The organism is Lentibacillus sp. CBA3610, assembly GCF_013373365.1.
Taxonomy (GTDB): Bacteria; Bacillota; Bacilli; order Bacillales; family Amphibacillaceae; genus Lentibacillus.
In genome coordinates this window covers 3533063-3559969 of sequence record NZ_CP035925.1, presented here as the reverse complement: position 1 = coordinate 3559969, position 26907 = coordinate 3533063, and the positions used below count along the sequence as shown (strand labels likewise).

The following is a 26907-nucleotide window of genomic DNA, read 5'->3' as shown; positions in this document are numbered from 1 at the left end:
GCCTTTAATGAAGGGCGTTCTGTATACTTTGCTGTTATTCACAAAACCACCCGTACCTAACGAAGGGGGTTACGTTTATACGGGCTGTTCAGAGATAAAAATTAAATGAAAATGTGTTTAATATACAATCATCAATTAATATGTGTAAATTTCCGGCTAATTTGCACGCGCGTTAAAATAAACACAAATACGACAACCGTCGTTCTGTTCATGAACGGGTATATCCATTTCATAAATTTCACGAAGCGTTTTGGAATTAATAATTTCTTGTGTCGGACCGTTTTTTACTAATTTTCCATCCTTTAATGCGGCAATACGATCTGAATAGACAGATGCAAAATTAATATCATGCAACACAATAACAACCGTTTTACCAAGTTCGTTCACAAGCTTCCTTAGTGTTTTCATAATTTGCACAGAATGCTTCATGTCCAAGTTGTTTAAAGGCTCATCAAGTAATATATATTCTGTATCCTGAGCAATGACCATCGCGATAAATGCACGCTGTTTCTGTCCACCAGATAACTCGTCAATCAACTGATCCGCCATATCCTGCAAGTTCATATAATCAATAGCTTGATCGACAAACGTTTCATCTTCTGCTGTCAAGCGGCCTTTAGAATACGGATATCGGCCAAATGAAATTAATTCACGTACCGTTAAACGGACATTTAAAAAGTTGGACTGTTTTAAAATTGAAACACGTTTTGCAAAATCATTCGACTTCCACTTTTTCACGTTTTCCTGGTCAACTAATACTTCACCGGTATCAGAATCCAAAAACCGGCTCACCATTGACAATAATGTAGATTTTCCAGCCCCATTCGGACCGATAAATGACGTTATCGTCCCAGGCTTAATGTTTACGGAAACTTTATCCACAACATCTTTTTTACCAAATCGCTTCGTCAACTCATTGATTTCAATCATTTTATCCCCCTGCTTTCCTTTAATAATAAGTAAATGAAGTAAATACCACCAATGAAATTAATAATAACGCTCAAAGTCGTTCTCAATTCAAATATATGTTCAACAATAAACTGTCCCCCTACTAACGCAATAATACTTATAAGACTTGCTCCTAATATTAGGATTGAGTGCTTATATGTAACCAGGTATTGATAGGACAAGTTTGCTACCAATAAACCTAAGAACGTAATCGGGCCAACTAACGCTGTTGACGTCGCAATCAACACCGAAGCTAAAATTAGAATATTCATTACCATACGGTCGTAATTTATACCAAGATTTGATAGCATTTTTCACGACCCAACACATAAATTTCAGCTGATGCATAATACGATGGCCGTAAATAAAAATGCAACGACTAAACATGGCAATTCGCCAACATTACAAAATTCTGCTTGCATCAGTGAAACTTGCAATGAATGTTTGCAGGCTATATACTCCACAGGGTCAATTAAAACCTGGAGAAACGTTACAAAACTCCCGAGAAGCGTTCCTAAAATGATACCAACTAACAGCAAAATAAATAGATTGGATATTATTTTTTGTTCTGAAATAGAACCGATTATAAAATTAGCGCGATAGAAACCATTGCAATAAGCGCTGCACCAAAGTTCAAATAGTTTGACACCCAAATCGACGTCGATCCTGCCAAAAAAGAAAATGAGTCTGGCACAACTTCATAACATGGAGTTCAATCCCCATAATGGAAGGGTTAATATACGTGTGTAATGGTATGGAACGCAACTGTTGCATAAGAAATAGCTATTCCCGTAACCATCATGGCCGCTATACGAATAACACGTCTTGGAAAGGCATAATCAAAACCACCCTTTATATCATAAAATGCATACAATAAAACACTATATGACTAGTACCGCTAAAAAAATCAAACCTCTTACTATTTTCTGCATATGCTTCTCCCCCTAAATAACTAACAAAAATTAAAGAAGATTGCACTGCCAAATACTGCCACTGTAACGTTTGCTTGGTATCTCATACGATATACGATGATACGACCGATTTATGTCGCAAATTAATTAAAAATGCAACTCCGACTACCATTGTAAGAGTAATTGTTTTACGGAATGTTATCTCCCTTAAAAAAAGACACGATGTTAGGTACAATAACCTAAAAAAACGGAATAACACCGGACAAGTTAATTACGACCGGATGTTAGAAATAATGGCGACAAGAATAAGACCTAAATTAAGGACTACCTTTATAACTCATCCCTAAGTTTTTGCAAAATCCTCTCCCATACCGGCAACAGTAAATTTATTTGCGTAAATATAGAATATAATCCCCATAACATTAATCCCAATTAATGGAACAAATATAACGTCTTTAAATTTAATGCGGTCCAGAATTTGCATAAAAAGGAATGTACCTATTAAAGAGAACGCGAAGCTGAATATAACTTGCTGTGTGTACGTGACATTTGTAATAAACAGCATAGACATCATGATCCCCAGTCTAGCTGCATCTAATGTTCCAGCTGTTGTTGGAGATACAAATTTATTCCGACTCAAACTCTGCATAATCAGACCAGCTATACTCATTCCTGCGCCTGCCATTATAATGGCCAATAACCGGGGCACTCGACTTATTAAAAAGATTTGCAGTTCATCCGAATCTAAATCCAGCAAGTCATTTAAGCTAATATCTATCGCACCTAAAAATAGCGATATCACTGACAGAATGATAGTTACAATTATTAATATCCATAGTCTCATACTTAAACCTCACAACTTGTTTGTTGATTCCTGCTTAACTGCTACATAATGAGGCCAACGCCACTCATACTCATTCCAGCAATTAATATTCAGTCGCGTTATTCTACTTCCATGCCGCATGCTGTAGTTGCTTTTGGTCTTCTGTCAGAATAAATAATATGTCTGAAAGTAAACCATCAGCGCAAGCAAAATGCCCGATCCGGATGAATCCAATGTACCCAGGGCAGTCGATGAAACGAATTTTATTTTTACTTAATTGCTACCATCACCAGATGCCAAATCTTCATAAAAAACCCTCGAATACACATTAAAATGATTATTATTTTTTATAGATTCTAATTAATAATGAAAATCATTATCAATTAGATGCTGACTCAATTATAGCAGATTTTGTGACAACTGCAACATAATTTATAAAAAAATTTGTAAACATATAAAGAACCTTTAAAACGTGACATCACGTTTTAAAGGTTCTTTTTGCTCATTTCATATAAATTGATTTTTTTATCGCAGTCTGAATCATAATGACGTTAATCGTCTTCCACAGTTTCGCAGCCCTCATCCGTGCAATATGTGGTTTTTGATTTTTTTGGATCTAATGATTGCAATACCGGTTTTTCATTCTCTTCATCCCATACTTTTTGCAGCACTTCAGTGAAGACTTCCTGTGGCTGGGCGCCGGATACAGCGTACTTTTCGTTAAAAACAAAGAATGGGACGCCTTGCACGCCCAATTGTCTCGCTTGCTCTTCATCGGCCCGTACATGGATAGCATAATCATCCACCTTCAGCAAGGCTGTCACATCATCCTCATCCAGACCAACTTCACCAGCAAGTTTAATCAATGTTGCGTGGTCACTGATCAATTCCGAATCTGTAAAATAAGCTTTCAAGAGGCGCTCCGTCATTTCTTTCCCTTTGCCTTTTTCAGCGGCATACTTGGCGACACGGTGCGCATCAAATGTATTCGTGTGCTGCATCGAATCAAAATGGTATGTTAATCCAACTTCTGCAGCCTGTTCTCCCAGACTTTCATTCATGCTTTTTGCCTGTTCATAAGACATTCCTTTTTTAGCAGCCAGATATTCATGCATATTCTGACCAGGATTCACTTCAGCCTCCGGATCCAGTTCATAACTTTTATACGCGAGTTCTATATCATCACTATGTTGAAATTGCTCCAGAGCCGATTCCAATCTGCGTTTACCTATATAACAAAACGGACATACAAAATCTGACCATACCTCTATATTCATTTAAACACCTCATTTCTGTCTGTTATTTTAGCACAGGCTCAACTTTAAAATTAAATATTATGCTTGGATGAACAACGTTTTTCAGAAACGAACGTGTTTAGATGAATGGGAGGAAACGGCAAAGATAACCGGTACCTCCCTATTTTGTTCCAATTAAAATTTCTTTTTTCGGATTAATGTTGTTTATCTTGTTCGTCAACATAACGGCCGTAGTCTGGTACTGCAGTTTGATCAAACGTTTGAACAAGATGACTCAAACCTTCTTTCAGCTCCTCTCCTTCCATAGCTGTTCCATGACCGGGCACCACCATACCAGGGTTGAGTGCTTCCAATTTTTCCACGGATTTTTTGGCAGCATCCCAATCCGTTGTTAAGTAACGTGGTGGTCCATTGACTTCATCATTTTGCATCAATACATTGTAAAACGAATCTTGTCTCACCGTGATGAATGCATCCCCTGATAGGAGCAATGAATCCTTTTCCCGGTAAAATGCTACATGACCCGGCGAATGTCCGGGGGTGTGGATCCATTCCCAATCCTCCAGACCGGGGATTGTATTGTCATCCGGCAATGGTTTTACGGCGTTACCTAAATTAATCGGTTCATTTGGGTAAATGCCGGATATCTTGGCTAATGTGCCTCCTTCTACACCCGGATCCGGCTCTGGATAACTCTTTTCACCGGTTAAATATGGCATTTCCAATTCATGGGCGTATACCGGGACATTCCATTCATCTACTAGCTCAAGCAAACCACCGACATGATCGAAATGCCCATGCGTCAGAATAATGGCAGATGGCCTGCTGTCCTCTCCAAAACGCTCGGCCGCAACTGAGCGGATTTCATCAGCAGCACCCGGCAGTCCGGCATCAACCAACACCCAATCACCTCTATCCGGATAACCGAGAAAAGCAATATTTGCAATCTGATCTGTATAATAATACACATCATTAATAACTTCTCGTCCTGTACCGCTCGTAACCGATGTCATCGGAATGAATTTATTGTCTCTTGGTTCATGCATTTCTTTGTCCATTATGAAAACCTCCTTTTTCACTTTAGTATTTGAAGATTTCCGGATTATAACCATGTTTCTTGAATCAAACGTTAACCTGATGTTTGGCGTTTTTCCAACTAACTTTGGCGTTTCTTACTTTAACTTTGGCGTTTTTGGACTGAACTTTGGCGTTTTCCACTCACACTTTGGCGTTTTTATATTTTCCGTCGTTTTATAAACAATAAAAGAGCTGCTTACTGATACAGTAAACAGCTCTTTTAACTAGTCTTCCAACAATGATTTGCCCATGATCGATACGCGTTTTGTATTTTTCAAGTCATCCAGCGTTTTGGCTCCCACGCCAAACATCGTCATCTTCAGTTCAAGCTCTATTTGTTCCATCGTTTCAATAACGGCTGCATCCGACTCAGTTGCTGCCTGCAGCAGTTTTCTCGCAAAACCTATGACGTCCGCTCCGATTGTCAAGGCTTTTGCTGCATCCATCCCCGTTTTCATGCCACCACTGGAAACGACCGGAACATCCGGCAGCGCACTTCTGACCGAAACAATGCAGTCCTTTGTCGGGATTCCCCAGTTATTGAATGCTTCCGCTGCAGCTTTTTTCAGCGGGTCATTGGACCTTAGTTTTTCAACCTGACTCCAGGATGTTCCACCGGCGCCTGCCACATCAATATAAGATACGCCTGCATCGTATAGTTTTTTGGCGATGGTGCCGTCGATTCCAAAGCCGACTTCCTTAGCGCCAACAGGAACATCTAAAGCAGAGCAGACTTTTTCAATTTTCGGCAGCAGGTTCTCGAAATTCAAATCACCTTCATCCTGGACAGCTTCCTGCAGCGGATTAAAATGCAGAAGAATCGAGTCGGCACCCGTCAACTCAACAATCCGCCGACACTCTTCGGCTCCGTAACCGTAATTCAATTGTACTGCTCCTATATTAGCAATCAGCGGAACAGTCGGTGCATGCTTACGGATCAAAAACGACTCCTGATGCGCATCACTTTCCAATAAAGCTCTTGTTGAGCCAAGTGCTACAGCCCAGCCTTTTTGTTCAGCTGCTTTCGCCAGATTCCGGTTGATTTGCGCCGCCAGCTCCGACCCGCCCGTCATCGAACTGACGAGGAAAGGGGCATTGAGTGGCTTGTCCAGAAAATGGGTGCCCGTCTCTATATCGGCAAAATTTATCTCCGGCAGTGCGTTATGTATGAACGAAATCCCCTCAAGCCCTGTTGACTTATCCACACCTTCCACATTATCGTTTAAACACAGTCGTATATGCTCCGTTTTACGTTTGTTAATTCCTTCAGCCATCACGATTCATCCTAACTTAAATGTCGTTACTCCTATCATACCAAGTTTTTAACGTTTATGGAATCATGAACATCGGAATTACGAAAAATCCAAACCCCCTCTAATGGGGGCCATTATCATCAAATCATTACTGCAATAGTTCACTCAGACTATTACTGCGGTGCATCCTTTGAATATAGGTTAACCAAATGCTACACTATCTTACAATATCAAATGCCTGACTGGAGGAAAATTGATGAAACAACGAGCCAGAACTTTTGCCGAAAAAGCCCATGAAGGCCAGACACGCAAAAGCTCCGGCACCCCGTATATCACCCATCCTATACGCGTAGCTAAGCGACTGGAAGACTCAGGATTCAGCGATGAACTGATTTCGGCCGGTTACCTGCACGACGTTGCAGAGGACACACCATATGAAATAGAAGATATTGAAGCAGCATTTGGCATTCAGGTTGCCCGGCTTGTCTCTCTTCATACAGAAGACAAATCAAAAACATGGCGCCAGCGAAAACAGCACACCATTGATACGGTTAAATATGCCGCAAAGGACGTGAAATATCTGATTGTTGCGGATAAATTGGATAACCTTTTATCGATGGAAAAAGAATTTGAACGCCAGGGCGATGCGTTGTGGGACAATTTTAACGCAGGATATGATGAACAGAAGTGGTATAACGCGTCAATCGCTGAGAATATGGAGGCCGGATTGGCTGACGATGACATACCGGATTATTTTCGGGAATTCCAAGAGGCAGTAAAGCGGATGTTTGGCTGATTGATTTTTTGATTATTTTCCCAAAAATATATTTGCACGTGCCAAACGAAATAGCACAAAGAAAAAGGCAAATGTTCGTGGGACCTGCCCAGAAAATTTGCCTGTTTCATGCTATGAACGGGACGTGGCATTAGCCCCTTCTTCCCCGTTTTCCAATAATGAATGGTGCAACGATAAGCACGACGATGAGCACAAGTCCGAGATAACCGATAAAAGGATAGAGTGAGGAAACAAGATCGGTAAATCCGACAAAACTTGCGGCATAGCCGACAATCACTGTTATCACAAAAAAGATTTTGAATTTCTTCGTCCCTGCTTCGGTAAAGCGGGCGCCAAAAGAGAAAAACATACTGATGGCTGTATTAAAAATCATGGCAAATAATACGATGGACATGATCACACCTAAAACCGGTGAAATGTCATTTACAATTCCAAGCGTTGGTAATTCCAGACTGCCAACATCTTCAATTTTAGCGAAAATAGCCAAATGACTAAACAGAATAACCAGACCCAGACCAATACCACCGGCCAAGCCGCCCCATGCCGCTGTCTTCCGGTCTGTTTCAGCAGCTCCTGTGACGATTGCCATTGATGCTCCGACTGCCGTATTAAACGATACATAGTTAATGGCTGAAATAAACCAATTTGGCAGACTCGTCGGATGTTCTCTTGCAATACTGTCCAGATTAATAAACGAATCATCCATCGTCATAAAGCTGTAAATGGAAACGATCACAACAAAGATAATAAGAAATGGTGTGATGCCGCTGATAATCGACACGACCCGGTCAACGTTTAACATACCTGTCATGAGCAACAGGATCAGCATTAAAGTTGTCCCGACAACAACCGGTATGTCAAACTGCTGATTAAGATTGGAACCGGCCCCGGCAACCATGACAACACCGACACCAAATAAAGTGAAAATCAGAATATAATCAATGACCAAGCCAAGAAAACGTCCGCTGACGCCATAAATCACCTCTTTATGCGATGGGTTCTTCGCCCGGCTGCCCAGCCATACGAGCATCATGCCGACATATGCGAACAAAGCAGTTGTCACAACCGCCCCGGCAATACCCCATAAGCCAAAACTGGTAAAGTACTGTAAGATTTCCTGTCCGGACGCAAGACCTGCCCCGACAATGATTCCGATAAAAGCGCTTCCAATTCTCAGGATTTTTTTCATCTGTATTTTTCCCCCTTAGATGCCTCTTCAAATAAGTGTAGCAGATAATAGTTTAAATCATTTTGTCTATCAGCTAAAATATAAAGTAAGCAATTCGTTCTTTTACACAAATCGTTACGTTTTTATCATGAAATCAAACTAGTAGACTAGTAGATAGAGGAAGGGAAACATGAATAATATTTTAAACCATCCGGGGCAATTTAAACAACATTTAAATGATATCATTGATTCACCGGAAAATCTGGCCGATTATATCGCGGAAGTTTTTGAATGCCCGATAACCATAGAAGACTCCCACCATCATGTTGTCTCTTACAGCAAACATAGCGAAAACATTGATGAGGCTCGAATTTCGACAATTATGAACCGGAAAGTTCCGGATAAAGTGCTTAATGGGCTTTGGAAAAAGGGTGTTATGCCTAAACTGATCGACAATGATGATCCGGTTATCATCCCTGAAATAGACGAGATCGGGCTTAGCAATCGTGTTGCCGTTTCCATCCGGAAAAAGAATGAAATCCTCGGCTTTATCTGGGCACATACAGCCGATAAACAACTTAACGAAAAAGAGCTGCAATCCTTGAAAGAAGCCGCCTTGCAAGTTAAGAAGCTCCTGCTGAAACGGCACCAGGCAAAAGAAACATCCGAGCAAGGCCATAATGATTTTTTCTGGCAGCTCCTGACAGGGGATCTGACGGAAGATGGTCATATTTTACGGAAAGCCGAACAGTACAACATAAACCTGGACGGCAAATTGGCGGTGGCCATCATTCAATTCCCCAACCAGGTTACAGAACGCATGAAAATACACGCTTATTATTTAGTGGAAACTCAAGTGAGGGTTCAGGTCCTTTTCCGGCTGTTTGATGACAATGATTTCATTATGATTACCCGTGTGAACAAGGGTGAACATGCTACAAAGGCTGTACAGGATTTTATCCGGCAGTTTATTGATAAAATCAATGCTCAGTTTCAAATCAACGGCATCCGTGGCACATCAGGTTTTGTCTATGAATCTCCCAGTCATATAAAAGATTCATACAAACAAGCTCTGAAAGTTACAGAGGTGAAACATAAATTCCCAAACAAACTGGACCATCTAATCGCTTATGAAGATCTGGGCGTTTATGAATTCGCTGATGATTTAGCCACGATCAGAAACCAGATCGGCTATACCAATCCGTATGTTGAACGGCTTCGTGCCTATGATGCGCAAAACCATACATCATTATTGCCGACACTGTATGTCTATCTGCAAACAGACTCCAATACAACAGAAGCAGCGAGAAAACTTTTCATTCATTCCAATACAATGAATTATCGTTTAAAGCGAATTCGTGAAATCGCCGAGTTTGACCTGAATGATCCCAGCCAAAAAACAGCCGTCTATCTTGACCTCGTCATCAATGAATTGACATAGGCATTATTTGTGTAAAAACACAAACAACGCCTATAACTTTTATTTTATTTAATGAAGTTTATGCGATACAAAACGCGTATGATAGAGATATAAACTTGCTATCAAGGAGATGGTATATATGATTATTGGGGTGCCAAAGGAAATAAAGAACAATGAGAACCGAGTTGCCATGACGCCAGCTGGTGTGGATAATTTAGTCAATGCCGGGCAAACAGTTATTGTTGAAAAAGGTGCCGGACTTGGCAGCAGTTTTACAGATGAAGAGTACAAAGCTTCTGGTGCTGACATTTCTGAAAACGCTTCAGATGTTTGGGAAAAAGCAGATATGATCATGAAAGTGAAAGAGCCATTGCCATCTGAGTATAAATACTTCCGCAAAGGGCTCATCGTGTTCACATATCTTCACTTGGCTGCTGAACCTGAGCTGGCAAAAGCATTTGTTGAAAATGGCGTCACAGCTATCGCCTATGAAACCATTACAACGAACGGTACATTGCCATTGCTGACACCAATGAGTGAAGTTGCCGGAAAAATGGCAACCCAAATCGGAACACGTTATCTGGAAAAATTGGAGGGCGGTAAAGGGATCGTTCTCAATGGTATTCCAGGTGTTAAACGCGGTACGGTAACCGTGATTGGCGGTGGTGTTGTTGGTGCGAATGCGGCAAAAATCGCAGCAGGACTTGGCGCACAAGTGAACATCCTTGACCTGAATCCGGCCCGCTTGCGTGAATTGGACGAAATGTTCGGATCCAGTGTGCAAACACTCATGTCCAATCCGTTTAACATTGCCGAAGCGGTAAAGGCGTCAGATCTCGTCATTGGATCGGTACTCATTCCAGGGGCCAAAGCGCCTAAGCTGGTATCAGAAGAAATGGTTAAGAGCATGCAGCCAGGTTCGGTTATTGTTGATGTTGCCATTGACCAAGGCGGAAACTTTGAAACGGTCGATCATCCAACAACACACGATGATCCAATCTACACTAAACACGACGTCCTGCATTACGCTGTGGCCAACATCCCAGGTGCCGTGCCACGTACAGCAACTGTCGGCTTAACCAACGTGACCGTCCCATATGCGGTACAGATTGCTAAAAAAGGATTGGCTAAAGCGATTCAGGATAATCCGGCAATCAGCACCGGTGTCAATGTCGCAGGTGGAAAAGTCACCTATGAAGCCGTTGCCCGCGACTTAGAATTCGATTATGTTTCGGTTGAAGAAGCCATGAATGAATAAACATTGCTCGAACAAAGCTGAAATCCCCCTTCCTGTTTATACAGGGAGGGGTTTTTGTGCAGAACGGGACAAGGGGGTCAGACTTCATGGCCCCCGAGAAAACAATCTTTTGTATGATCATTGACCATTCCTGTTGCCTGCATGAATGCATAGCATATCGTTGGTCCGACAAATTTAAAGCCGCGTTTTTTCAGGTCTTTGCTCATTTGTTCGGATTCTTTGGTAGACGTGGGAACCTCAGCATGCTCGGACCAGTCATTTCCAATTGGCTCTCCACCGACAAATTGCCAGATATATGCATCAAAGCTGCCGAATTCCCGCTGAATCCTCAATACGGCCATGGCATTGGTGATGACGGATTCAATTTTACGTCTGTTCCGGATAATATTCTTGTCCTGAATCAGTTTATGAATCTTATCACTATCGTAATGAGCGATTTTTTCAGGATCAAAATTATCAAATGCTTTCCGGTAGCCTTCCCTGCGCTTAAGGATTGTAATCCAACTCAGACCTGCCTGCGCACCTTCCAGAGAAAGCATTTCAAATAATTTCTGATCATCATGGGTCGGCCTTCCCCACTCATGATCATGGTATTCAATATAGATTGGGTCATCTGTTACCCAGGCACAGCGTTTTTTGTTCATGATCATTCTTCCTTTGTCTCAACTTTATTGTCATCATAGGAAATCCAGTCACTGAAACTGCCGGGATAAAGTTTCACATTTTCGTAACCGGCCGACTTCAATGCAAGGATGTTTGGACATGCGGAAACACCGGATCCACACGACACGATAATCTCGTCATCTTTGGATAAAGCATCAAAGTTTTTTTCGATTTCTGCAGTTCCTTTCCATTTTCCATCTGTGTCGAAAACATTCTTCCAAAAGAAATTTTTAGCACCAGGAATATGACCGGCCTTTTTATAAAGTGGTTCGGTTTTACCAAGATAGCGGTCTCTTGAGCGTGAATCAATTAACGCAGCTGCCTGATTCTGCAGTTTGTCCATGACTTCCTCAATATCTGCAACGTCATTTTCCTGAAATGCTGGTTTAAATCCCTTCGCTTCAAGGGCCGGCATTTCTGTTGTGACGGTATAACCTGATTTCACCCATTGATCAAGACCGCCATCAAGTAAATGAACATCTTCATGACCCATGTATTGCAAGAGCCACCAGAGGCGTGCGGCGAACATATCATTCTGCTGATCATAAATAACGACCGTTTTATCATGATCAATGCCGATGTTGCCTATTTTGGCAGCAAACATCTCCATATCAGGCAATGGATGACTGCCGCCATGTTTAGCTGGCTTTTCAGATAAATCTTTGTTTAAATCCAAGTAAACCGCTTGCGGAATATGGCCTTCCAAATATGCTTTTCTGCCGGCATCCTCATCCTGCAGTTGAAAACGTGTATCCACTACCACCGTTTTGTCAGAGGCCTTTTCCAATTGTTCATTCAGCCATTCAGCACTCACCACAACAGACATTTAAAACCCTCCAAGTTAAAATTTATCGCCATTCCCGTTCATTGTTTTCACTTCTTATTCTAACTGATGGAAAAGCCAATGAACAGCACGAGTTAATCTTCATTTTCAGACAGTAAAAATGGTAAAATGGATGGGTAAAGGAGATGACGACATAATGAAAAAAGATTTGATCGAACGTTTCACACGCTACGCTAAAATCGATACGCAATCAAATAAGGCTAATGAATCAACTCCTTCCACACCGGGACAACTGGAATTAGCCAACCTGCTTGTGGATGAATTAAAGAAAATCGGTATGGAGGATGTTTCAATTGATGACAACGGCTATTGTATGGCGACACTTCCGGCCAACACGGAAAAAGACATTCCGACCATTGGCTTTTTGGCCCATGTTGATACAGCTACTGACTTTACCGGCAAAAACGTAAAACCACAAGTCGTGGAAAATTTTGATGGCAATGATTTGACTTTAAACAACGATAAAGGCGTTGTCTTGTCAGCAAGTGACTTCCCGGAGCTGCCAAGTTATAAAGGCCATACGCTTATCACAACAGACGGGACAACCTTGCTTGGTGCCGATGACAAAGCTGGTATAACGGAAATTATGACCGCAATGGCTCACCTCATCGACCATCCGGAAATCAAACATGGGAAAATCCGCGTCGCTTTTACGCCGGATGAAGAGATCGGCCGTGGCCCGCATAAATTTGATGTTGATCGTTTCGCTGCCAAATACGCTTATACAATGGATGGCGGACCGCTTGGTGAACTGCAGTATGAAAGCTTTAATGCCGCTAGTGCCACAATCACTTTTCATGGCAACAGTGTCCATCCGGGAACAGCCAAAAATAAAATGGTGAATGCCGGCAAAATGGCTGCCGAATTTATCAGCAAAGTCCCAGAGCAGGAAGCACCCGAGCACACAGAGAAATATGAAGGGTTTTATCATTTAATATCAATCAGCGGTGATGTGGAAGAAACCGTCATATCCTATATCATCCGGGATTTTGACAAAGATAACTTTGAAGCAAGAAAAGAAACAATGCGTCAATTTATCAATGAGATTAATGTCAAATATGGTGAGGGATCAGCCGAAATTGATATGAAAGACCAATATTATAACATGCGTGAAAAAATCGAGCCGGTCAAAGAAATCGTGGATATCGCGTACCAGGCAATGGAAAACCTTGAAATTAAGCCACTTGTCAAACCTGTCCGCGGTGGTACTGATGGTTCACAACTTTCATACAAAGGCCTGCCGACACCAAATATCTTCACTGGCGGCGAGAACTTTCACGGGAAATATGAATACATTTCGGTTGATAATATGGAAAAGGCCACCAATGTGATAATCGAAATTTGTCAGTTGTATGAAGCAAGAGGATAACGATTTGAAGGCCAGGTTCTGCGCAGAGGAACTGGCTTTTAGCGTTGTCACCGTTTACTTCAACAAACGTTTGATTATTCCGTGCAGCTGCTGAGCAGGCATCCTCGAATTGCCATAGACCACCTCAAACATGACGTGTTATCATAGATAGGATAAGTAAATCGTATGATGGGGAGAGAATTGGATGTTCAAGAAAAGCTTCACAGTTGCTACAGTGCTGTTTGCCATACTTTTTCTGATCACAGCCTGCAGTGATAGTGCTTCAGAAGATCAGCAAACCACTGAGCCCGCACCAACCAATCAATCAGATAATCAAGATAAAACAGAACCAGCACATAACCAATTACAATTACCCCAAGAACACCTGCAGAAAAATGATACAGGGGATGCTGTCCAATCCCTGCAGGAAGCCTTGCATAAAATAGATTATTCCATCGATCCAAATGGAACGTATGATAGCATGACGACGTGGGCTGTTACAGATTATCAAATGCAGCAGGAATCACTGCCTGTCACGGGAATTTTTGATGATGACACGCGTAGTTCACTAAACGAAACACTCGAAAATAACACGACAATTAAGCCAGGCTCAGAACTTGAAAAGCCTGACAATGATCATTCAAATATAGTCAGCAATCCACACGAAATCCTGTCACTCATCAATAAAGAAAATTCACTGCCGGATGGATTTGAACCTGTAAATCTCGTTGTACCGGATGTCCGGTTTCCGTTTGAGGATTTTTTACCAAAAAAACAGATGCGGCAAGTAGCGGCCACAGCTCTGGAAAATATGTTTGAAGCTGCCGATGAAGAAGGGCTTGAACTATTCGCCCAGTCCGGGTACCGTTCGTTCGACAGACAGGATGCCATTTTTGCTTCCAATGTTCAGGAACACGGCGAGGAAGCTGCCAATAACTTCAGTGCACGGCCCGGGGAAAGCGAGCATCAGACCGGTTTAACGATGGATGTCACCAGTCCGGATGTTGATTTTCGGTTAACGGAGGAATTTGGTGAAACCGATGAAGGTCAGTGGCTCGAGCAGCATGCAGCCGAATATGGCTTTATCATCCGTTATCCGGAAGGCAAGGAAGACATTACCCAGTACCAGTACGAACCATGGCATCTGCGGTACGTTGGCGAAAAAGCGGCGACTGACATCATGGAACAGGCGATCACACTTGAAGAGTATTTGAGGTAATATTAGACGATTGAAAAGGCGCACATCCGGGCATGTGCGCCTTTCTTATGTATTTGCCTGTTTATATTCTTCTTCAGCCGCATTTTTGACTCGGCTCATAAATTGCGTGACAATCTTGTTGCTGCCGGCCAGTTTCACTAGAATTTTAAAATACCATTTTAACGGCTGATTGGTTGTCTCGTAGTGGAAATACGTTTTATGATCACCTAACTTTTGCAGCTCATAATAGGCTGTAATCCGAAATGTATTGGCAAGTGTAAAACCGACCTTCATTTCTTTATAATCAGGCTGATTCTCATAAACGAATGTTTCCACTTCGTATTCCTCTACCCTCTTCCCTTCCCGAAACTTCTGCCGATAAATGCTGCCGACACCATCATCTGTAACGCTTACCGGTTCATGTGCTATCACGTTCGGCATGATTTTTTGCATATCCTCCAGCGAACCATCAAACAGTTTCCAGACATGTTCAATCGGCGCATCAATTTCAATACTATCCGACCATTTTTTCATTTCCACCCCACCCTTCTCTATTATTATAACAATGAAAAAGACAGGCGAGGGTGGAACTATCAGATTTTTTAACAAAACACTTGATTAAAAAGGTTTTAAAATCATTAAGGCAATCACAATCAGAAAAATGACATTTTCAATCCGTTCATAGAAAAAGAGTTTTTTCGACAGCACATAATATTCATCAGGTATATCATCTCCCTGGTGCTCCTTAAGCAATTGTTTGACCGGCTTCGACCGTGGCGACAAAACGATCGGGCCAAAAGCAAGCGCAATCAGGAATAATGTCAGACTCAACACATACCAGCCCTGGCTGAACAGGGCAGTATTCAGTGCTCCCATCCAAAGACCGGTTATCAAAAGCATTGTCCCGCCAACCATCACAAAAATATGCAGCCGGTTCCGGATGAGAAAAGCATGTCTCAATTCGGTCATCGTTTCAGCTCCGGTTACAACAAAAATCATAATAAACCCAGGGCCCAAACCTAATATGGCTGAAAACACATGTATAAAAACGAGAAATTCATAAAATGTCATGGATTATCCCACCAATCGTATCATGTATCTCTATCATACATGATTCAGCATAGGGAGAAATTGTGAGATTCAGCACATCTACAGCATGTTTTATGACGAAATTGTGTCAAAGGCGTCAGCCAACATACCTTTTTAAAATCGTGTCCACAGACCGCCCGTATGGTTCACCAAACATGTTCAAGTGAGCGAGCAAGTAATACAGCTGATACAGCGGTTTGATGTCTTCATAATCCGGTGACAACGGAAACCGCTCCTGATAAGCCCGGTAAAATTCATTGGAATAGCCGCCAAATACTTCGGTAAAGGCCAATTCAAAGTGACGATCGCCATAAAGGAATGACGGATCAATGACATTTGGTTCACCACCGGGTCCCGCCAGCCAGTTGCCACCCCACAAATCACCATGCAGATAGGATGGCTCCACATTGGCCGGCACCCATTTATCCAGCTTTTCCAGTAATGTTTCCATCCGGTCACGCCGTTTGCCTGGCATCATGCCCCGATCGATTCCCAGCTGTAATTGAGCCCCAAGCCGGCGATCCCGGTAATACTCAAGCCAGCTTGAAAATAACCCATTCGGCTGCGGCAGCGATCCAATAAAGGTATGATAATCGAAACCATGCTTCTCACCTGAGGCGTGATGCATTTCAGCAATCGCATCACCTAATTTCCAGTCAGTATCCGCCGCTCGTGTGCCTTCCACCCACTCCATAACGAGAAATGCATTCTGTTTTTCATCAGAAAATGCAAATACATTGGGCACCGCAATCGAATTGGTTTCCCTGATCAGATCCAGACCTTTTGCTTCCAGTTCAAAAAAGCGATCCGGAGCGTCTGAATGATATTTAATGAAGTATTGTCCGTTATTGGTTTTCGCGAAATAGCTTTCATTGATTGATCCGCCCGCTATCCGCTTTGCCTGTTCTATAGTGCTATGATCGTCCGCATGATGTAAAGCTTTTTCGATTAGACTGTTCATCACGACGCTCCCTTCTGTATAATCCAGCTTGCTTTACCCTATCATAATATCTGTGATGGTTCATTGGCTAGGAGTCTTGGACAAAAGTTTTCTTTAAAAAAACGCCCGGGTTTTCATTTTGGCTTGTTTAATGTAAGAATTAGAGGACATTTAAAAAAGGCACACCAAATAAGCTTCACTATGTTATTTTTTAATTTCTTGAGCGAAACGTTATTCACCTCCTCTCATTAAGTCTGCTTTATTAGCCGGTAATCCTTGTATAATTGTTCCTCTGGTGGACGTTTCATGATACGACGGACTGTTAAAGTAGACTTTCACGATTTTCCGGATATTGTGCATGACGCAGTGCAATTTGAATTCACGTGAAGCATTGTCCATCCCACGTCCATGCATCTGTTTCCACTCATCCTGCACTTGAATGTTGCCCCATACAGGTTCCGGGACGCTTTTTCTCTGTTTCAGAATTTCTTTACCTTTCTCACTGTCAGCCTTCGCTTTCGCTTCTTCCCTGATAGGGTCATTTTCCATATCCCTTTCTATTTTCCGAATACCGTCTTTGCTTTCGTACAGTGCGGGGCTAAAGCGGGCAGGACTGGCAGGCTTCTTTATTGCTGTATTCCTCCAATCTTTCCTGATTTCTTTGTTTTCTGCCGTGAAAGCATCTGGCCCTCTGGGCATGTGTAGGTATCACTCTGTGCATCATACGCAAACTTATCCTTGGCATACGGGGATTTCGCTACGGCGTACGAGGCATAAAAGTCCGTCCCTTTCCTTCTCATGAAAGCAATATTATTGGCTGAGAAAAAACCGGCATCGGCGCCGGCTTGTATGTCTTTTAACGAGCCGCACATTTTTTCCGCATGTTCCAACGTTGGTTGTAACCCAAGTTGATCGGAAGCATTGTTGCTTGTATGTGCACCAAGGATAATATGCGCTTTGACATCAACCCAGGCGAGATGGTTGTAACATTGCTGCACACCATGGTGTTTCGTAAGCATGATACTTGAATCTGGATCTGTAAAATTGATTTGTTTTCCTGGTGGGATCTTTTTATTCCCATTTTCCTTGCCACTTTGCTCCAGTGTTGTTTTGCCTGTTTCCATCGTGTGAATTCGATCCTGTGTAAATGCGACGTTCGTTCAAAGACATCCCTGTCAGTTCAAATGATTCGCTGGCACATCATTTAAAACAGGGCAACTGATTTTACACTTCTCATCGTAACACGCTTCGTTTCGGTTTCCTCTACCTCTGAATCGAGGTTGAATACCTGCTGTTCCTTTTGTTGTAATTCTGATTGATGCTGTTTCCGCAAAAGACGCTGCACTTGCTCCGCCTGTTCATGTATACAAGCTTTCAGCTTATGGTCCGGCATCTGCTCCACTTCATCTATGTATGGTTTAATAACGTCATATAATGCTTCCATATCGTTTGTTTGGCGATCGATTTTCTTTGTCAGGTGCTCATAACTCATCGCTTTGTGCTTCGAGGCAGCACTGAAGAGTAAAAATTTTTCGAGCTAATACGACCTAAAATATGGAAAAACATGGTATAATATAATTACGAGAAAGCCTATTATACCGCATATTTTAGGGGGATTTTAAGATGGTAACGAGAAAAATAAAAAGAAACATGGAAAAAGGTGAAAATTATTTTTTCGAGCTCATGAAATTCAGGAAACACTTTTTTAAAGATTTGCAAAACATAATGAAACATGTCTCTGATCCACGCCATCAAAGCTATATCGATTATGGGTGCGATATCCTTCTTTTCATGATCATCCTGAAATGTATGTGACTGAAAAAGCATGCGATCGATGACGAATCAATTCAACAAAGATGAATGTATTGTCAACATCAAAAAGGCGTTGAACATTGAAACCTTGGAGGAATTACCACATTACGACACCATCAATGACTCCTCTCGCGCTGGAACCGGATGAACTGCGTAACATACGGACTTATATGATCAGGGAGTTATTGAAAAGAGGTGGTTTTGAGATGGCCGTATTGGCGGCAAGTAATTGGGGCGATTTATTAATTTTGATGGACCGGGTTATTCACGTTTCAATCAGAAGCATTGCGATCATGCTTGAGGCGGGAAATACAAAGAACGAAGAAGGGAATGTCGAAAGACTGTTTACATGCATCATGTCCTGGAGGCGAAACTGGTGTTGGCAATATGGGTTTTCAGTGTTGATTCCGAGTTTATTGAGATGAAGTCAGAAGAGGTCCCAAACAGGACTGTGAATTAAATGCGTTTTATCGTATGGCTTCCCGATTAAATCAAACATTTAAGAGGCTGCCAATCTGCATTATTGCCGATAGTCTGTATGCATGTGAGAACGTATTTAAAACCTGTCATAACAACCATTGGAAGTTCCTGTTACGCTTTAAAGAAGACCGCATCAAAAGCATCAGTGAAGAGTTTCATGCGTTGGATAAGATGAAGAGACTAATGGAAAGGGCAGCAGGACAAGATTCGTTGGGTTAATCACATTGCGTATAATGATTGGGACATTCATGTATTGGAAGGTACGATCAAACGGCAGATGGCCAAAAGCGTTTCATGTTTTTGACCGATATCAAAATCACGGATAAAAACTGTCGAAAGCTTCTCTAATGCAGGCAGAAGCCGCTGGAAGATTGAAAATGAAGGTTTCAACAGACAAAAAGCATATTCCGAATATCATAATCGACATGCATCAAGCCATGATTACACGGCCATGAAGAACCATTATCTTTTGACACAAATAACGGATATTTTGATGCAGCTATTTGAAAATGGCTCAAACATACTTAAGCGTGTCAAAAAGACGGCAAAAGAAATATCCTCAAATCTGTTAGAGACCATCAGAACAAAACGACTAACCAGACGAGGATATAACGAAATGGTAAACCTATACAGTGCGGTTCACCTGATAGATTCATATTAGCAAAGGATGTGATGCCAAGCAAAGAAATCTATTTGTGTAAAGTTTTCAAAAAATTATCCCCTGAAAATTCGGCTTCTCTTTTTTGGTAAAATAGGAGAAAAATAATTTCCGAATATTCAGTGTTTAATATAGTGAATTTCAAAGAAACAAGTGAATATGAAAATAAATTTATCCTCAGTGCTGGCTTCGAGGCATTGGCTTTTGACTTTTGTACCATCAATATGCATGCGTTGTCGGCCAATCAGGGACAACCTTCACAGATTCCAATGACTTGAAATGAAAAGGCGGTCCACTTCAGCCAAAGAGCATCTATCGTTCGTTCTACTGTTTATAACTTGGCATACGCATGCCGGATATATCCACTGTGCGCCAATACTGTCCTCGGCAAACGACAGATCTTCTGAGCTGCATAATGTCCATGGTACATGGGCGTAAAAAATAACAGCCGTTACGATACGGCGGGTGTAGGTGGCGCCCCATTCGTAAGCGTTCATAGTAGGTCAGATCCAACTCCTCTGCCAAGTACGAAAAGAACCGGGCAGCATGTGGCTTATGTTCAATCTTGTCCTGTAATAATTCCTGGAAAAGAACAATCTGATTAGGGGCATCGGGGTTTCGTTGTGCCATTTAATCTCTCCTCGTTTTGAGATTCAACGAAGAGTGGCTAAACTGTGGCGTTTTTTAAACAAATAAGGTACAATGAAATTCAAAGCACTCTTCGTTGGTTTGTTTTTCTCTCAAAAACATTGTACATTAAAAGAGTGCTTTTCTAATGGTTAAAACCTTATAAACCCTGCATTGAAAGGGTATTAGGCGATTTCATCCAAAGCATATTTAAAGCAATTTTAATCAATTATCGAATATACATTATTTTACATAAATTACGGCATACTTCTGTCCAAGGCTCCTAGGAGCGTTCCTTCCATAGCTGCATCGGATCCTCCTGGGCATCCTTTAATGGCATATGAATCATTTCGATTGAGCGACCGTCTTTCGATTTCTGTAATTCCTCGTAAATATTTTTCGCCTTACCTAAGCCTGCATCAACTGCATCCTCAGATGTAGCACAATAATAAATCGTCTCAATACCCGCAAAGTACATCGCTGTCAGACACATTGGACACGGCTCACCACTGGCGTACATCGTATACCCCTGTAACACATGTGAATGCATCATCTTTTGTGCCTTTCGCATTGCCTGAATTTCTGCATGTGCCGTAATATCAAACCGACTATGCAGTTCATTGACACCCTCGGTCACCTGTTTATCATTTTTTACGAGGACGGCACCAAAAGGCTCCCCGCCATCTCGGACGTTCTCCGTCGCAAGCTCAACTGCCCGCTCCATAAACTGATCCATCACACATCTTCCTTTCTACTGAAAAAATGTATAGCTTTTGCCACCAGTATAACAGAGAACCTTTAACGATCATGTGACAAAATACATACGCAGGCGACTTTATTATTCATATTCAATTGTCATATCGCCCGGCTTGATCCAGCCTTTTTTCCGGAACCATTCAGCAATCACAAGACTGATGATTGCCGGTGCAACAACATGCAGAACCATCATCGACCAAAAAACATCCCATGAGAAGCCCATCGATTCAAAGGTCATAATTTGGCCGACCAGCCCGCTTGTTCCCATACCGGCACCAAGCTCATTATTCGTTAGCCCAAGCCAGACGGTCGCAAATGGTGCTAAAAGAGCTCCGGCAATAGTCGGTGGGACAATAATAATTGGCTTTTTCAATATATTTGCGATTTGCAGCATCGATGTGCCAATTCCTTGTGCCAGCAATCCGCCAAACCCATTATCACGGTAACTGGATGCTGCAAAGCCCATCATCTGCGCCGCACATCCAATCGTTGCCGCTCCAGCAGCCAACCCGTCAATCGAAAGCATGATGGCAATAGCAAGACTGGATATTGGAGCCGTCAATGCCCATCCCATCAAAACCGCAACTAGAATTCCCATGATAAACGGCTGCTGTTCGGTTGACCAGTTAATAATCTCGCCAAACCAGACCATAAATGTGTTAATCGGCGGGCCAATAAACGTTCCGACTACAAAACCGATGAAGATGGTCACAAATGGCGTTACAATAATATCCACACGCGTCGTTTTATAGACAATTTTCCCAAATTCTGTTGCAAACAACGCTGTCACATAGCTCCCGGCAGGTCCGCCAAGTTCAGCTCCGAATGCTCCGGCAAAAAGTGCTGAAAAAAGGACAAGCGGTGGTGCCTTCAAGCCATAGGCAATCGCTACACCAATAGCACCGCCCATGATTTTGGTTTCCATGGCATAGCCGCCCATTTCAACCATAAATTCGAGATTGTCAAATCCCAAAGCAACCGCCTGCTCCCCGATTGTCTGGATAATAAGACCAATGATTAAAGACGAGAACAACCCCAGTGCCATATAACTTAATGCCGTAATGACATATTCTCGAATAGACAACGAAACCCCTTTTTGATTTAGAAACGATTTCATTTTTCTCCCCCCCTATATTTGTGAATTATTTCACATACAATTTAACAATACTTGGTTTTTAATCCAACTTCCTCACCCATTATACGTGATTAATTTCACATATCAAGACCCTTTTTAAAAATTTATTCATTTTGCTTTTTTATGCTTTATGAGCTACAATATGGCTACAAATGTAATTGAAAATAATTATCAATTATCCGCATATATTTTATATAATACGAATGTGGGAGGACATCAAATGGAACTGACAAAACAGCCAACCGCACTGCAAAAGGTGATCCGTGACCGTCGTTCTGTCAAAAAACACTATAATCATAAACCTGTTACCGAGGAAACAGTAAAGGAACTCTTGGCAGATGCCGTCTGGGCACCCACACATGGCGTTCGTCAGCCTTGGCGCTTCATTTTCGTTGGACCGTTTCAAACCGAAAGCTTTGCGCAACAAGTTGCGGCCACCTATCCGGAAGAAAGACAGCAAAACCGCCTGGAATATCTCAGAGAGCCAACCGCCTTTCTTATTGTCGTGATGGATGAACCCAAGAGCACGAAGCAATGGGATGAAAACTTCGGGGCAACCGCCAGCATGATCCAGAACTTTTGGCTGCTTGCCTGGGAACAGCAACTTGGCGTCGTCTGGAAAACCAATTCACACATTTATGATTCACAAGTCAAAGAAATTCTGAACGTCGGAGAAAATGAAAAAATCGTCGGCTTCCTGCATCTTGGCTATTTTGATGAAAAACCTGCCAAAAAAGACCGTATACCCGCTGCGGAGAAATTCACCACATTCAAAGGATAGGAAAAGGCTGTTCCATAAAGGAGCAGCCTTTTTGTGCTGATGCATATGCGCTTCTGTTGATATTTCTTTTCTACTGCTGATATTTCTGCTCTTCCGTTGATATTTCTGCTCTTCTGTTGATTTATCCGCTCTTCTGTTGATATTTCTTTTCTTCTGCTGATTTACCCGCTCTTCTGTTGATTCATCCGCTCTCCTGCTGATACTTTGCTTCTTCTGCTGATTCACGACACGTTTCCGCTGATCTTCAGCACCTATCCCTCATCCCATACAGCACTTTTCAAGGAACTGTTTTGCTGGTGGCGCTCAATAGCCAATTCAATCAAACGATCAATTAACTCCGGATAAGAAACACCGCTGAGTTCCCACAATTTCGGATACATACTGATTCGGGTAAATCCTGGAAGTGTATTAACCTCATTCACATAAACTTCCCCATCTTCAGTCAAGAAAAAATCAACACGGGCCAGCCCTTCACATTCAAGCGTTTTGAAAGCTTCCACAGCTGTTTTTTTCAGTTTTTCAGTATCCTCATTTGACAATTCAGCAGGCATTTCCAGCTCTGCCCCGGTTTCGTCAATATATTTGGATTCATATGAGTAGAATTCAGTTTGCGGTAAAATTTCGCCCGGCACTGAAGATTTCGGTTCATCATTCCCCAATACAGCACACTCGATTTCCCGGCCTTTAAGTGTCTCCTCTATAACCACTTTTCGATCATACTGAAATGCCTGATCGATCGCTTTATCAAACGTTTCTTCCGTTGATACCTTACTCACCCCGACAGAGGACCCTTGATTTGCAGGTTTGACAAACATTGGCGCACCCACCTGCTTTTTTACCGAGGCAAAATCAATCTGACCCCGTTCTGCACGTGAAAATGCCAATCCATTTGCCACTTGAATACCCGCGGCCTTCAGCAGTCGTTTGGCAATATCCTTATCCATACAAATGGCAGACCCCAGTACACTGGTTCCGACAAACGGCAAATTCGCAATCTGCATCATTCCCTGCAGGCTGCCATCCTCACCTAATGTGCCATGAACAATTGGAAACACCGCATCCAACTGGTCAAGCAAACTGGCATCTGCCGCCTTGACTAGCTGATGATCCGTTTCACCCGGTACGATAGCAACTGCCTCATTCGATTTATTCAATTGAATCAATTTCGGATTTTCCGCATTAATCAGATAGGACGATTGATCATTGATATGCCACTTCCCCTGTTTATCAATCCCGATTAAAACAACCTCATATTTATCTTTATCAATCGCATCAACAATATTTTTAGCTGATTGCAATGACACTTCATGCTCAGCAGATTTCCCGCCAAAAATAATTCCAACCTTTTTCTTTGGCATGTTCCAGAACTCCCTCTCTTAATGTGTGTTCAAAAAAGGAGGGTAACAAGGACAGGCAGGCTAAGTCGCGATATCCTATCGCAAAGCCCGCACTATTCGATGTGTCATTGTTACCGGACTTTTTGAACTTGCTTTATAAAAAAATGTATATATCTAAAATAGCATATGACAGCATGTTTGAGACAGCATTATTTAATAATTTTTCAAAAACCACTTGACAGCAAGCGAAAACAGCACTATTATGAATGACAATAATTAAATTTCGAACTGAGCCATGATGAAGATTAGTAATCTGTCTTTTTCACTCAAGAGAGCCGGTGGCGGGTGTGAACCGGTGTGTCGGGCAGATGAATGGACTTCTGAGCTTCCAGACCGAACCAATTTGTGCAGTAGGCTTTGGCGATCAGGTCTCATCGTTACACGAGACACCTATTAAGCATGATCGCTTGATATGACCAAAGTGAGCTGTTTTTCAGCTAATAAAGGTGGTACCACGGGTTCCTCGTCCTTTTCGGATGGGGGACCCTTTTGTATGTCACAAAACTAAAATAACGATAAATCGCCTGAGTAAGAGAAGTAAGCTTTCGTGAAGCGTCCAAGAGAGCCGGTGATGGTGCGATACCGGTACGTGAATGATGGCTGAATGGACTTACAAGAGGTTTCCTGAATGCCAGTACGGAAACACGGAATTCCGCCGTTATACGGATAGGATATAGGAAATAGATTTTTCCCGTATCTGAACAAGATGGGGATTTATGAGAATCTCCAAAAGAGGTGGCACCGCGGTCGCAATCGTCCTCTGCAAACACAAATTATATGTGTGTTTGCAGAGGATTTTTTTATTCAAATGAACATGAAAGGAGTTTGAACAGATGAACACACTCCCCTACAAGTACATCAAACTGAATGCCGATACACTGACGCCGATTGGGATATACGAAAATCTCTACGGCAGGAAAAAGTTTTTATTGGAAAGCTCAATCCAGCATGAGGAAAAAGGCAAGTATTCCTTTATTGGTGCTGATCCTTATCAGGAATTCACAGGCGCCGGCAATGTAACAACCATTTTGCATCATGGGAAGAAAACCACCGAGTACCGAAACGAACCTTTTTTATCTGTTTTTCAAAACAAATTCCCTCAGTTGGATTCCCGGCTGCCATTTCCATTTTTAGGCGGTGCTGTCGGATACATCGGCTATGATGCCATCCGAAGCTATGAAAACATTGGCGAAGATTTACCTGACGATATTGACATGCCGGATTTTCACTTAATGGTTTATCAGAACATTATTGTTTATGACCATAGTGATGAGTCAGTATTCCTTGTGTCGACAAACCTGGATGAGCAGCCTGAATACGTCCTGGATGAACGGCTGGCACACTTGAAAAAGGCATTAATCCCATTCCCGACAGCTGATGTATCGACTGGTAAAGATGTTGTATTCCAGCCTGAAATGGATAAACAGCACTTTATGCACAACGTCGAAGTCGCCAAACGTCATATCCATCGCGGCGATATCTATCAAGTCGTGTTATCACAGCGAATGAAAGCTGTCATGGAAGATGATCCTTTCATGTTTTACCGGAAACTGAGAAAGGCCAATCCATCTCCTTACATGTTTTATATTGATTTTGATGATTACGTCGTGTTGGGGGCATCACCGGAAAGCCTGATTGAAACAAGCGGACGGGATATTATGACAAACCCGATTGCAGGCACACGTCCCAGGGGCAGCACAAAACATGAGGATGAATCTTTAAGAAGCGAACTGCTGGCAGACAAAAAAGAAACCTCTGAACATGAAATGCTTGTTGACTTAAGCCGTGATGATTTTGGCAAGGTCTGCGAAACCAATAGTGTCAATGTGCCAACCTATATGAAAGTGGAAAATTATCAGCACGTGATGCACATGGTATCAGAAGTCCACGGAAAATTAGCTGAGCATTTTACCAGTCTTGATGCGCTGGCCGCATGCTTACCAGCAGGAACCGTATCGGGATCACCGAGAACCCGTGCCATGCAAATCATCAATGACCTGGAAGATGTTAAACGGGGTGTATACGGTGGCGGTATTGGATACATCAGCTTCAATTACAATTTGAACATGGCGCTCGCAATCCGGTCACTCATTGTAAAAGATAATTACGCATACTTACAGGCCGGTGCCGGTATTGTCCATGATTCAGATCCGGAAGCTGAATATAACGAAACAATGCACAAAGCAAAATCCTTAATGGCCATCAAAGACTATAACGTGTCCCATGAAGTGTAACTTTTAAACAAAAAATTTGTGAAAGGAGATTTTGC

27 protein-coding genes, 1 pseudogene and 2 other annotated features are annotated in these 26907 nt (G+C 42.2%); of the genes and pseudogenes, 8 read left to right on the top strand and 20 right to left on the bottom strand.

The window, feature by feature from the left end:
* Nucleotides 1-156 precede the first annotated feature (156 nt).
* The 7 genes and pseudogenes from Len3610_RS17720 to fni form a co-directional block, all read right to left on the bottom strand.
* Nucleotides 157-930, bottom strand: a complete 774-nt coding sequence (locus tag Len3610_RS17720) for an iron ABC transporter ATP-binding protein (RefSeq protein ID WP_176449113.1) — start codon at nucleotides 928-930, stop codon at nucleotides 157-159.
* Nucleotides 927-1259, bottom strand: a complete 333-nt coding sequence (locus Len3610_RS21960; RefSeq protein ID WP_369693603.1) for an iron chelate uptake ABC transporter family permease subunit — start codon at nucleotides 1257-1259, stop codon at nucleotides 927-929. The genes Len3610_RS17720 and Len3610_RS21960 overlap by 4 nt, the downstream gene beginning before the upstream one ends.
* A 24-nt stretch (nucleotides 1260-1283) precedes the next feature.
* Nucleotides 1284-1601: a hypothetical protein gene (locus tag Len3610_RS21955; protein ID WP_369693602.1), complete on the bottom strand. Its 318-nt coding sequence runs from the start codon at nucleotides 1599-1601 to the stop codon at nucleotides 1284-1286.
* A gap of 299 nt (nucleotides 1602-1900) precedes the next feature.
* A pseudogene (locus Len3610_RS21950) lies at nucleotides 1901-2703 on the bottom strand (iron chelate uptake ABC transporter family permease subunit).
* Nucleotides 2704-3233: 530 nt separating this feature from the next.
* Entirely contained in the window at nucleotides 3234-3959 is a 726-nt protein-coding gene (locus Len3610_RS17705) for a DsbA family oxidoreductase (RefSeq protein WP_176449112.1), read from the bottom strand.
* Nucleotides 3960-4132: 173 nt separating this feature from the next.
* Complete coding sequence (locus Len3610_RS17700; protein ID WP_176449111.1) at nucleotides 4133-4996, bottom strand: MBL fold metallo-hydrolase; 864 nt, start codon at nucleotides 4994-4996, stop codon at nucleotides 4133-4135.
* 243 nt (nucleotides 4997-5239) lie between these two features.
* Complete coding sequence (gene fni / locus Len3610_RS17695) at nucleotides 5240-6289, bottom strand: type 2 isopentenyl-diphosphate Delta-isomerase (protein ID WP_176449110.1); 1050 nt, start codon at nucleotides 6287-6289, stop codon at nucleotides 5240-5242.
* A 235-nt stretch (nucleotides 6290-6524) separates the two neighbouring features.
* On the opposite strand from fni, the gene Len3610_RS17690 reads away from it, so the two are divergent.
* The gene (locus tag Len3610_RS17690; protein ID WP_176449109.1) at nucleotides 6525-7064 is read left to right on the top strand and encodes an HD domain-containing protein; all 540 of its coding nucleotides are present in this window, start codon (nucleotides 6525-6527) and stop codon (nucleotides 7062-7064) included.
* Nucleotides 7065-7194: 130 nt separating this feature from the next.
* Here the strand turns inward: Len3610_RS17690 and Len3610_RS17685 are convergent, their stop codons facing one another.
* On the bottom strand, nucleotides 7195-8253 hold the full coding sequence (locus Len3610_RS17685) for a YkvI family membrane protein (RefSeq protein WP_176449108.1): 1059 nt from the start codon (nucleotides 8251-8253) through the stop codon (nucleotides 7195-7197).
* A gap of 169 nt (nucleotides 8254-8422) precedes the next feature.
* Here Len3610_RS17685 and Len3610_RS17680 point away from each other — a divergent pair, with 169 nt between their 5' ends.
* Together Len3610_RS17680 and ald are read left to right on the top strand one after the other, a co-directional pair.
* A complete protein-coding gene (locus Len3610_RS17680) occupies nucleotides 8423-9673 on the top strand; it encodes a PucR family transcriptional regulator (RefSeq protein WP_176449107.1) in 1251 nt (416 codons plus the stop codon).
* A gap of 118 nt (nucleotides 9674-9791) precedes the next feature.
* A complete protein-coding gene (gene ald, locus Len3610_RS17675; protein WP_176449106.1) occupies nucleotides 9792-10910 on the top strand; it encodes an alanine dehydrogenase in 1119 nt (372 codons plus the stop codon).
* Nucleotides 10911-10987: 77 nt separating this feature from the next.
* On the opposite strand, the gene Len3610_RS17670 is transcribed toward ald, so the two are convergent.
* Together Len3610_RS17670 and Len3610_RS17665 are read right to left on the bottom strand one after the other, a co-directional pair.
* Complete coding sequence (locus tag Len3610_RS17670) at nucleotides 10988-11554, bottom strand: DNA-3-methyladenine glycosylase I (protein WP_217994038.1); 567 nt, start codon at nucleotides 11552-11554, stop codon at nucleotides 10988-10990.
* Between the two features lie 2 nt (nucleotides 11555-11556).
* On the bottom strand, nucleotides 11557-12399 hold the full coding sequence (locus Len3610_RS17665) for a sulfurtransferase (RefSeq protein ID WP_176449104.1): 843 nt from the start codon (nucleotides 12397-12399) through the stop codon (nucleotides 11557-11559).
* A gap of 154 nt (nucleotides 12400-12553) precedes the next feature.
* Here Len3610_RS17665 and pepT point away from each other — a divergent pair, with 154 nt between their 5' ends.
* Nucleotides 12554-13786: a peptidase T gene (pepT, locus tag Len3610_RS17660; RefSeq protein ID WP_176449103.1), complete on the top strand. Its 1233-nt coding sequence runs from the start codon at nucleotides 12554-12556 to the stop codon at nucleotides 13784-13786.
* Between the two features lie 184 nt (nucleotides 13787-13970).
* Nucleotides 13971-14984, top strand: a complete 1014-nt coding sequence (locus tag Len3610_RS17655) for a D-alanyl-D-alanine carboxypeptidase family protein (protein ID WP_176449102.1) — start codon at nucleotides 13971-13973, stop codon at nucleotides 14982-14984.
* Nucleotides 14985-15029: 45 nt separating this feature from the next.
* On the opposite strand, the gene Len3610_RS17650 is transcribed toward Len3610_RS17655, so the two are convergent.
* From Len3610_RS17650 to Len3610_RS17625, 6 genes are all read right to left on the bottom strand, one after another.
* Entirely contained in the window at nucleotides 15030-15497 is a 468-nt protein-coding gene (locus Len3610_RS17650) for an SRPBCC family protein (RefSeq protein ID WP_176449101.1), read from the bottom strand.
* 84 nt (nucleotides 15498-15581) lie between these two features.
* Nucleotides 15582-16034 carry a DUF2269 family protein gene (locus Len3610_RS17645; protein ID WP_176449100.1) on the bottom strand — a complete coding sequence of 151 codons (453 nt, stop codon included), beginning with the start codon at nucleotides 16032-16034 and terminating at the stop codon, nucleotides 15582-15584.
* Between the two features lie 115 nt (nucleotides 16035-16149).
* A complete protein-coding gene (locus Len3610_RS17640; protein ID WP_176449099.1) occupies nucleotides 16150-17013 on the bottom strand; it encodes a fructosamine kinase family protein in 864 nt (287 codons plus the stop codon).
* Between the two features lie 210 nt (nucleotides 17014-17223).
* Nucleotides 17224-17691, bottom strand: coding sequence for a transposase (locus tag Len3610_RS17635; protein ID WP_255259676.1), 468 nt, complete (start codon nucleotides 17689-17691; stop codon nucleotides 17224-17226).
* Entirely contained in the window at nucleotides 17619-18116 is a 498-nt protein-coding gene (locus tag Len3610_RS17630; RefSeq protein WP_176449097.1) for a transposase, read from the bottom strand. Before Len3610_RS17630 ends, Len3610_RS17635 begins: the two co-directional genes overlap by 73 nt.
* An 80-nt stretch (nucleotides 18117-18196) precedes the next feature.
* Complete coding sequence (locus Len3610_RS17625; RefSeq protein WP_176449096.1) at nucleotides 18197-18484, bottom strand: hypothetical protein; 288 nt, start codon at nucleotides 18482-18484, stop codon at nucleotides 18197-18199.
* Nucleotides 18485-18884: 400 nt separating this feature from the next.
* Here Len3610_RS17625 and Len3610_RS21290 point away from each other — a divergent pair, with 400 nt between their 5' ends.
* Entirely contained in the window at nucleotides 18885-19229 is a 345-nt protein-coding gene (locus tag Len3610_RS21290; RefSeq protein WP_255259675.1) for a hypothetical protein, read from the top strand.
* Between the two features lie 1037 nt (nucleotides 19230-20266).
* Here Len3610_RS21290 and Len3610_RS17615 read toward each other — a convergent pair.
* The 3 genes from Len3610_RS17615 to Len3610_RS17605 form a co-directional block, all read right to left on the bottom strand.
* Nucleotides 20267-20572: a hypothetical protein gene (locus Len3610_RS17615; protein ID WP_176449095.1), complete on the bottom strand. Its 306-nt coding sequence runs from the start codon at nucleotides 20570-20572 to the stop codon at nucleotides 20267-20269.
* A gap of 280 nt (nucleotides 20573-20852) precedes the next feature.
* Nucleotides 20853-21305, bottom strand: a complete 453-nt coding sequence (locus Len3610_RS17610; RefSeq protein WP_176449094.1) for a nucleoside deaminase — start codon at nucleotides 21303-21305, stop codon at nucleotides 20853-20855.
* A 102-nt stretch (nucleotides 21306-21407) separates the two neighbouring features.
* Complete coding sequence (locus tag Len3610_RS17605) at nucleotides 21408-22442, bottom strand: PTS sugar transporter subunit IIC (RefSeq protein ID WP_176449093.1); 1035 nt, start codon at nucleotides 22440-22442, stop codon at nucleotides 21408-21410.
* A gap of 238 nt (nucleotides 22443-22680) precedes the next feature.
* Between Len3610_RS17605 and Len3610_RS17600 the strand changes: the two genes are divergently transcribed.
* Complete coding sequence (locus Len3610_RS17600) at nucleotides 22681-23241, top strand: nitroreductase family protein (protein ID WP_176449092.1); 561 nt, start codon at nucleotides 22681-22683, stop codon at nucleotides 23239-23241.
* A 251-nt stretch (nucleotides 23242-23492) separates the two neighbouring features.
* On the opposite strand, the gene ddlA is transcribed toward Len3610_RS17600, so the two are convergent.
* Nucleotides 23493-24599, bottom strand: coding sequence for a D-alanine--D-alanine ligase (gene ddlA / locus Len3610_RS17595; protein WP_176449091.1), 1107 nt, complete (start codon nucleotides 24597-24599; stop codon nucleotides 23493-23495).
* Between the two features lie 265 nt (nucleotides 24600-24864).
* Nucleotides 24865-25112, top strand: a binding site (T-box leader).
* Between the two features lie 41 nt (nucleotides 25113-25153).
* Nucleotides 25154-25402, top strand: a binding site (T-box leader).
* A gap of 69 nt (nucleotides 25403-25471) precedes the next feature.
* Between ddlA and trpE the strand changes: the two genes are divergently transcribed.
* Entirely contained in the window at nucleotides 25472-26872 is a 1401-nt protein-coding gene (gene trpE, locus Len3610_RS17590) for an anthranilate synthase component I (RefSeq protein ID WP_176449090.1), read from the top strand.
* Nucleotides 26873-26907: the final 35 nt, after the last annotated feature.

Bases quoted from the DNA above. Each gene is read 5' to 3' on its own strand.
- Len3610_RS17720 (WP_176449113.1), bottom strand. From the start codon at position 930: ATGATTGAAATCAATGAGTTGACGAAGCGATTTGGTAAAAAAGATGTT.
- Len3610_RS21960 (WP_369693603.1), bottom strand. From the start codon at position 1,259: ATGCTATCAAATCTTGGTATAAATTACGACCGTATGGTAATGAATATT.
- Len3610_RS17705 (WP_176449112.1), bottom strand. From the start codon at position 3,959: ATGAATATAGAGGTATGGTCAGATTTTGTATGTCCGTTTTGTTATATA.
- Len3610_RS17700 (WP_176449111.1), bottom strand. From the start codon at position 4,996: ATGGACAAAGAAATGCATGAACCAAGAGACAATAAATTCATTCCGATG.
- fni (WP_176449110.1), bottom strand. From the start codon at position 6,289: ATGGCTGAAGGAATTAACAAACGTAAAACGGAGCATATACGACTGTGT.
- Len3610_RS17690 (WP_176449109.1), top strand. From the start codon at position 6,525: ATGAAACAACGAGCCAGAACTTTTGCCGAAAAAGCCCATGAAGGCCAG.
- Len3610_RS17685 (WP_176449108.1), bottom strand. From the start codon at position 8,253: ATGAAAAAAATCCTGAGAATTGGAAGCGCTTTTATCGGAATCATTGTC.
- Len3610_RS17680 (WP_176449107.1), top strand. From the start codon at position 8,423: ATGAATAATATTTTAAACCATCCGGGGCAATTTAAACAACATTTAAAT.
- ald (WP_176449106.1), top strand. From the start codon at position 9,792: ATGATTATTGGGGTGCCAAAGGAAATAAAGAACAATGAGAACCGAGTT.
- Len3610_RS17670 (WP_217994038.1), bottom strand. From the start codon at position 11,554: ATGAACAAAAAACGCTGTGCCTGGGTAACAGATGACCCAATCTATATT.
- Len3610_RS17665 (WP_176449104.1), bottom strand. From the start codon at position 12,399: ATGTCTGTTGTGGTGAGTGCTGAATGGCTGAATGAACAATTGGAAAAG.
- pepT (WP_176449103.1), top strand. From the start codon at position 12,554: ATGAAAAAAGATTTGATCGAACGTTTCACACGCTACGCTAAAATCGAT.
- Len3610_RS17655 (WP_176449102.1), top strand. From the start codon at position 13,971: ATGTTCAAGAAAAGCTTCACAGTTGCTACAGTGCTGTTTGCCATACTT.
- Len3610_RS17650 (WP_176449101.1), bottom strand. From the start codon at position 15,497: ATGAAAAAATGGTCGGATAGTATTGAAATTGATGCGCCGATTGAACAT.
- Len3610_RS17645 (WP_176449100.1), bottom strand. From the start codon at position 16,034: ATGACATTTTATGAATTTCTCGTTTTTATACATGTGTTTTCAGCCATA.
- Len3610_RS17640 (WP_176449099.1), bottom strand. From the start codon at position 17,013: ATGAACAGTCTAATCGAAAAAGCTTTACATCATGCGGACGATCATAGC.
- Len3610_RS17635 (WP_255259676.1), bottom strand. From the start codon at position 17,691: ATGCCCAGAGGGCCAGATGCTTTCACGGCAGAAAACAAAGAAATCAGG.
- Len3610_RS17630 (WP_176449097.1), bottom strand. From the start codon at position 18,116: ATGGAAACAGGCAAAACAACACTGGAGCAAAGTGGCAAGGAAAATGGG.
- Len3610_RS17625 (WP_176449096.1), bottom strand. From the start codon at position 18,484: ATGAGTTATGAGCACCTGACAAAGAAAATCGATCGCCAAACAAACGAT.
- Len3610_RS17615 (WP_176449095.1), bottom strand. From the start codon at position 20,572: ATGGCACAACGAAACCCCGATGCCCCTAATCAGATTGTTCTTTTCCAG.
- Len3610_RS17610 (WP_176449094.1), bottom strand. From the start codon at position 21,305: ATGGATCAGTTTATGGAGCGGGCAGTTGAGCTTGCGACGGAGAACGTC.
- Len3610_RS17605 (WP_176449093.1), bottom strand. From the start codon at position 22,442: ATGAAATCGTTTCTAAATCAAAAAGGGGTTTCGTTGTCTATTCGAGAA.
- Len3610_RS17600 (WP_176449092.1), top strand. From the start codon at position 22,681: ATGGAACTGACAAAACAGCCAACCGCACTGCAAAAGGTGATCCGTGAC.
- ddlA (WP_176449091.1), bottom strand. From the start codon at position 24,599: ATGCCAAAGAAAAAGGTTGGAATTATTTTTGGCGGGAAATCTGCTGAG.
- trpE (WP_176449090.1), top strand. From the start codon at position 25,472: ATGAACACACTCCCCTACAAGTACATCAAACTGAATGCCGATACACTG.